8 protein-coding genes are annotated in these 4,644 nt (G+C 32.9%); 3 read left to right on the top strand and 5 right to left on the bottom strand.

All coding sequences use genetic code 11. The features are described 5' to 3' along the window. The first annotated feature begins 395 nt into the window (after window positions 1-395). Complete coding sequence (locus ACFIKY_RS08830) at window positions 396-752, top strand: helix-turn-helix domain-containing protein (protein ID WP_375647810.1); 357 nt, start codon at window positions 396-398, stop codon at window positions 750-752. A 98-nt stretch (window positions 753-850) separates the two neighbouring features. Here the strand turns inward: ACFIKY_RS08830 and ACFIKY_RS08825 are convergent, their stop codons facing one another. Together ACFIKY_RS08825 and ACFIKY_RS08820 are read right to left on the bottom strand one after the other, a co-directional pair. Continuing rightward, complete coding sequence (locus ACFIKY_RS08825) at window positions 851-1,171, bottom strand: hypothetical protein (protein WP_375630656.1); 321 nt, start codon at window positions 1,169-1,171, stop codon at window positions 851-853. Then, a complete protein-coding gene (locus ACFIKY_RS08820; RefSeq protein ID WP_375618681.1) occupies window positions 1,168-1,860 on the bottom strand; it encodes an AAA family ATPase in 693 nt (230 codons plus the stop codon). Before ACFIKY_RS08820 ends, ACFIKY_RS08825 begins: the two co-directional genes overlap by 4 nt. Before the next feature lie 284 nt (window positions 1,861-2,144). Between ACFIKY_RS08820 and ACFIKY_RS08815 the strand changes: the two genes are divergently transcribed. Together ACFIKY_RS08815 and ACFIKY_RS08810 are read left to right on the top strand one after the other, a co-directional pair. After that, complete coding sequence (locus ACFIKY_RS08815; RefSeq protein WP_004857201.1) at window positions 2,145-2,396, top strand: hypothetical protein; 252 nt, start codon at window positions 2,145-2,147, stop codon at window positions 2,394-2,396. Next, a complete protein-coding gene (locus ACFIKY_RS08810; RefSeq protein WP_375647808.1) occupies window positions 2,393-2,791 on the top strand; it encodes a type II toxin-antitoxin system VapC family toxin in 399 nt (132 codons plus the stop codon). The genes ACFIKY_RS08815 and ACFIKY_RS08810 overlap by 4 nt, the downstream gene beginning before the upstream one ends. A 210-nt stretch (window positions 2,792-3,001) precedes the next feature. Here ACFIKY_RS08810 and ACFIKY_RS08805 read toward each other — a convergent pair whose 3' ends face one another. The 3 genes from ACFIKY_RS08805 to ACFIKY_RS08795 form a co-directional block, all read right to left on the bottom strand. Next, on the bottom strand, window positions 3,002-3,655 hold the full coding sequence (locus tag ACFIKY_RS08805; RefSeq protein WP_375647807.1) for a recombinase family protein: 654 nt from the start codon (window positions 3,653-3,655) through the stop codon (window positions 3,002-3,004). Window positions 3,656-3,830: 175 nt separating this feature from the next. Beyond that, entirely contained in the window at window positions 3,831-4,286 is a 456-nt protein-coding gene (locus ACFIKY_RS08800) for a TIR domain-containing protein (protein ID WP_375647806.1), read from the bottom strand. A gap of 45 nt (window positions 4,287-4,331) precedes the next feature. Then, window positions 4,332-4,481 (bottom strand): hypothetical protein, encoded by a 150-nt coding sequence (locus tag ACFIKY_RS08795; RefSeq protein WP_375612426.1) that lies wholly within the window; start codon window positions 4,479-4,481, stop codon window positions 4,332-4,334. Between the last annotated feature and the right edge of the window lie 163 nt (window positions 4,482-4,644).

The following is a 4,644-nucleotide window of genomic DNA, read 5'->3' as shown; positions in this document are numbered from 1 at the left end:
CCTTGACACTAAGAACCAAGACTTGTTAGTCCTCTCATTAAACGCGGGTCTGATGTCATGATTTTGGTGAGCGTTCCGGAGAGTTTGAGAGGCGGATAGCCTCTCATTTAAAATAAAGTTTATAAATAAAAACTATTTTTATTTGCCAATCTCCTGAAATTGTTTTATCACTTAAGAAATATTTTGGTCGTCTACGCAGCGATCAAAAGGGAAATAAAGCCCTAAGTTCGAGAGTAAAAATTAGCCACTATGTGGTCACCCGGAATTCCGGGAGTTTTTGTTATGTCCAAGTGCTTCTTAGCACTAAAAGCAAAAAGCTGACTCGAACTCAGTACTTTATTACTCCCGGAATACTAATGCGAGGGCGCTCGCACCCGGTAGGGGGGGAATTTAAAGTGCAAAAAAAAACTCCACATTTAAATGACGTTTCTGTAGGAGAAAAAATTCGCTATAGAAGAAAGTACATGGGAATTTCTCAGACAGAATTAGGAAAAAAATTAGGAGTAAGCTTCCAACAAATCCAAAAATATGAAAACGGCTCAAATCGTGTAGGAGCTGGGCGTTTGCAGGAAATCGCTAACATACTAGATGTTCATATCTCCTTTTTTTATACCGATATTTCACAAAAAAGAAATATTTCTTACCCTTATAATGAAGGACTTCATTCTAAAGAAGAATACGTCCTTTTAAAAGGTTTTAGGCAACTAAAACATAAAAAACAGAAAGCAATTTTGTGGTTGGTTTCCGAATAGAAGAACGCTTTTTAAATTATATTACATACAGCTATCTTCTCTCTTCATAAGAAGATTTTAAATATTTATTACGTATTTTGTACGTAAATAATAAATAATCATCGTTTATTTTGTGTGTAATTGTTATTTACGTAATTTTCAATAAGACGATTAAGAAAATCACCACCATCTTCATTAAGTTCGTCTGCTAAAGACCAAAAACTGTCTCTTACTTCTGGTTCAAGTGCAAGTGTTAATCGTGCTGTTTTTAAACTACGTCTTCTACGTCCACTACCACGTTTTGTTTCTACACTATGACGTGTCGTAAAACCATTATTTTGACCTATCTTACCTAATTCTTGTTCATCTACTTTTTGTGCTTTTGTAAACGGTTTTAAATTTTGAAGATCCGGTAATACAATTTCAGCTCTTTTTGTCATGCTACTTTGTCCTTTAATAAATTTTCATTATCCAATACCTTCACAACAGCGTTAGCAAAAACCGTTGCATTTTCTTGTGCTGCTTGAGGATTATTCACATCAGAAGATGCTAAATCAAAGAGAGACCCCCCTATCTGAAAAAGAGCACTAAAAGCTCCTCTTTCAGTTAATGAAGCAGGTAAAATAGGAAGGTTAGCTTTTTCTAACGTTTTTTCTATATGCTGTCCTTCGCGACTGTTTAAGGTATTAGTCATAGAAAATACGATACGAAAAGGTATTTCTCTTTTAAAAAACTGACTCTGTTGTTTTATTAAAGCAATGATCTTTCCTATCTGATCTCCATCAAGTTGTTTTTTTCTCATAGGAACCAAAACTAAATCCGCTCTCCCTATAGCAAAAGAAGCCGCAAGATTAGCAGAACCTTCAAGATCAACAATAACAAATGGAAACTGTTCTACAGCATCATCAATGCAAGAAACAATATTCTGTTCTGTAACATTTCCAGAAACTTCTATATTTTGGGGCATTGTATCTACAGATCTTTTCATCCATGTCACAAGTGGTTGATTTGGGTCTGCATCAATTAATTTCACCTTAGATCCGGCTTTAGCAAAAACGTTAGCTAATACTAATGCCATTGTGGATTTTCCAACACCACCTTTTGTTGAACACATAGTAATTACAGGCATTAAGATATTCCTTATTCAATGAATAAACACCAAATAAATACCATTTATTTATTACGTATTTATTAAAATTATAAATAATAATTATTTATTTTGTAAATATTTATTATTTACATACAAAATACGTAATAAATATTTATATCTTGTTAATTTCAAATCAGGTATAATCGGGTGTGCACATTCCAGTATGCAAACGAGTTTATTTCACAATTCCGTTTCTTGTGAGTAATTGATTTTTACATTACTTTTATGTATATTAGATAATTATATAGTAAGAGGAATTTTTTATGTCTTCATTAACAGTTACAGCAAAAGGACAAATTACGCTAAAGCGGGATTTACTACAGCACCTTGGTGTTAAACCAGGTGAGAAGATTGACTTTGATAAGTTACCAGGTGGTGAACTTCGTATAAAAGCGTCACAGCCTACAAGCACTATTGAGAGCTTTATTGGACGATTTTCTGGAAAACTAAAAAAACCTCTAACCATTGAAGAAATGAACGAAATTACAGCTTCTAGTTGGGCTGGGAAAAAATGAAGATTTCTGTAGATACAAATGTTCTGGCTCGTGCTGTTTTACAAGATGATAAAAAGCAAGGGGAGGTAGCAAGTAAGATTTTAAGAGAAGCTTCTCTCATAGCTATTTCTCTACCTTGTCTATGCGAACTTGTTTGGATACTTCGACGAGGTGCAAGACTATCAAAAGAAGATGTAGCTGGAATGTTACGCGATCTGCTAGCAACCAGTAATATAGTAATGAATAGACCAGCTGTTGAAGTAGGGCTTGCTATTCTAGAGGCTGGTGGTGATTTTGCTGATGGAATTATAGCTTATGAAGGTAATTGGCTAGGTGGCGAGATATTTGTTTCGTTTGATAAATTAGCAATCGACCTGTTAAAGAAAAACGGGAAATCAGTAAAACTCCTTTCTTAATGAGTGAGCTAATACCTATAAAAGAATAAGCTATAGATATGGATTTTCAAACACCACCTTTTGTTGAACACATAGTAATTACAGGTATTAAAATATTTCTTATTTACTAAATAAATATTATTTATTTAGTACGTATTTTGTACGTAAATAATAAACATACTTCAATGCATCACGTCATGGAAAAGAACTATCAACTTGGCGCAGTTTATCTTAATTTTCCAATGTTCTTGGCATGGTAATGATAGGCTTTGTTTTTGTAAGCTTGATGTTTTTACGTTCAATAAATAAACGTAAGGTGTTCACACTAACTCCTAATGTCTTAGCAATACGGCTCTGTGATAAACCAACATTTATAAATGCTTGAATTTCATCAATATGATTGTCCAGCTTTAATTGCGTAGCTTTACTTCCTTTTGGCCGGCCAAGTTTTATTCCTCGTTGACGAGCAACATTTAAGGCTTCTTTTGTGCGTGTTTGAATTAAATGCCGTTCAATTTGTGATACCATACCCAATACGTTTGCAATGATATCGCTTTGTAAACTTCCATCCATGATAAGGTTTTGTTTCGTTATATGCACAATTAAACCACGTTCACTGGCTGCTTTGAGAATTTCTAGGACAGCAAGAGAAGAACCAGCTATACGAGAAAATTCAGGAGTTAATAATACATCTCCTCGTTCTGCTTTTTTAATTAAAACACCAAGCTTACGCTTGCGCCAATCTTTTCCTCTACTTGCAATTTCTTCTTCAATATGAAGTGGTGCAAAGCCATTTTTATTAGCGTATTCTAACAATCCAAATTTTTGATTTTCTGTATCTTGTCCATCACGAGAAACACGTAAATAAGCATAAAATTTTGGCATTTTCAGTAAAAAGGTTATTTTTGATTAAAACTGATATATTATTGCATAGAAAAAATAGGAATTAAATATACAATTTTCATTCATAAAAAATGATCGTTTTTTCTGATATTGCAATTTATGACGCTTCAAATGACACTGTGCGTATCTTGCTTATACTTCATGCAAAGAAAAAAATTCAGTAGTTAACTGTATCTAAATTGAATCCGGCTGTGTTTAATAGTTCAATAAGTTTTGGGAGAGTCTCTTTTACGTGTTCATTAAAAGGAATATAATTAATCCCTTCATAATCTAAAGGTACTTCAACATCTCGTTTTTTTAAAATAGCAATATTTCTGCAAGAAATTATAGGAAACAACATACCCATTTTAAAAATAACATTTTGATTAGCGCGCGGTTGTGCGTCTTTTTTATCAGCAGATTTTGCATAGCCAATCTCATCGGGAGTAAGTAACACAATACCAAATTTTGGAGAATTAGTTTGCATACTAATTTCTTGTTTAAAATCCTCAATAGTAATTAAATCATCACTACCAAATTTCAGAACGTATGGTTCCAATCCAAGCTTAAAAAGAATACGTTCAGTTTGTTCTAAAATAGTATGATTATTATATACAATAAAAATTTTTGGCATTTTTATATCCCCTATAAAATACATGCATTTGTCCCAGAGGGCTTATTATTCTTTATCAACGAATAATTGCGATAAAAATTTCTCCCAATCTATATTTTCCTTTAATTTATCATTAGTCTCTTTATCAAATTTTATTTTTTTACCATTTACAGTAAAACAAAATTCAACACTTTCGATATCATCATGATTGAGCATTTCCAACACCTATAATTTCAGTTATGTTCCATGTTTTATTGAGTTTAATGGAAATTTTAATACCTTTGTTTTTACATTGCTCTCTGAAAGCAGGCGCCCCCCGCACCTGCTATTTTATTTACGCAACATCCTCATACTCATCACGAAAATAATCATCATCACT

The sequence above is a fragment of the Bartonella sp. CR127HXZ genome (assembly GCF_042194555.1).
GTDB lineage: Bacteria > Pseudomonadota > Alphaproteobacteria > Rhizobiales > Rhizobiaceae > Bartonella > Bartonella grahamii.
This window is presented reverse-complemented; position numbering and strand designations above follow the sequence as displayed.

Coding starts and splice junctions, on each gene's coding strand:
- ACFIKY_RS08825 (WP_375630656.1), bottom strand. CDS start 1,171: ATGACAAAAAGAGCTGAAATTGTATTACCGGATCTTCAAAATTTAAAA.
- ACFIKY_RS08820 (WP_375618681.1), bottom strand. CDS start 1,860: ATGCCTGTAATTACTATGTGTTCAACAAAAGGTGGTGTTGGAAAATCC.
- ACFIKY_RS08815 (WP_004857201.1), top strand. CDS start 2,145: ATGTCTTCATTAACAGTTACAGCAAAAGGACAAATTACGCTAAAGCGG.
- ACFIKY_RS08810 (WP_375647808.1), top strand. CDS start 2,393: ATGAAGATTTCTGTAGATACAAATGTTCTGGCTCGTGCTGTTTTACAA.
- ACFIKY_RS08805 (WP_375647807.1), bottom strand. CDS start 3,655: ATGCCAAAATTTTATGCTTATTTACGTGTTTCTCGTGATGGACAAGAT.
- ACFIKY_RS08800 (WP_375647806.1), bottom strand. CDS start 4,286: ATGCCAAAAATTTTTATTGTATATAATAATCATACTATTTTAGAACAA.
- ACFIKY_RS08795 (WP_375612426.1), bottom strand. CDS start 4,481: ATGCTCAATCATGATGATATCGAAAGTGTTGAATTTTGTTTTACTGTA.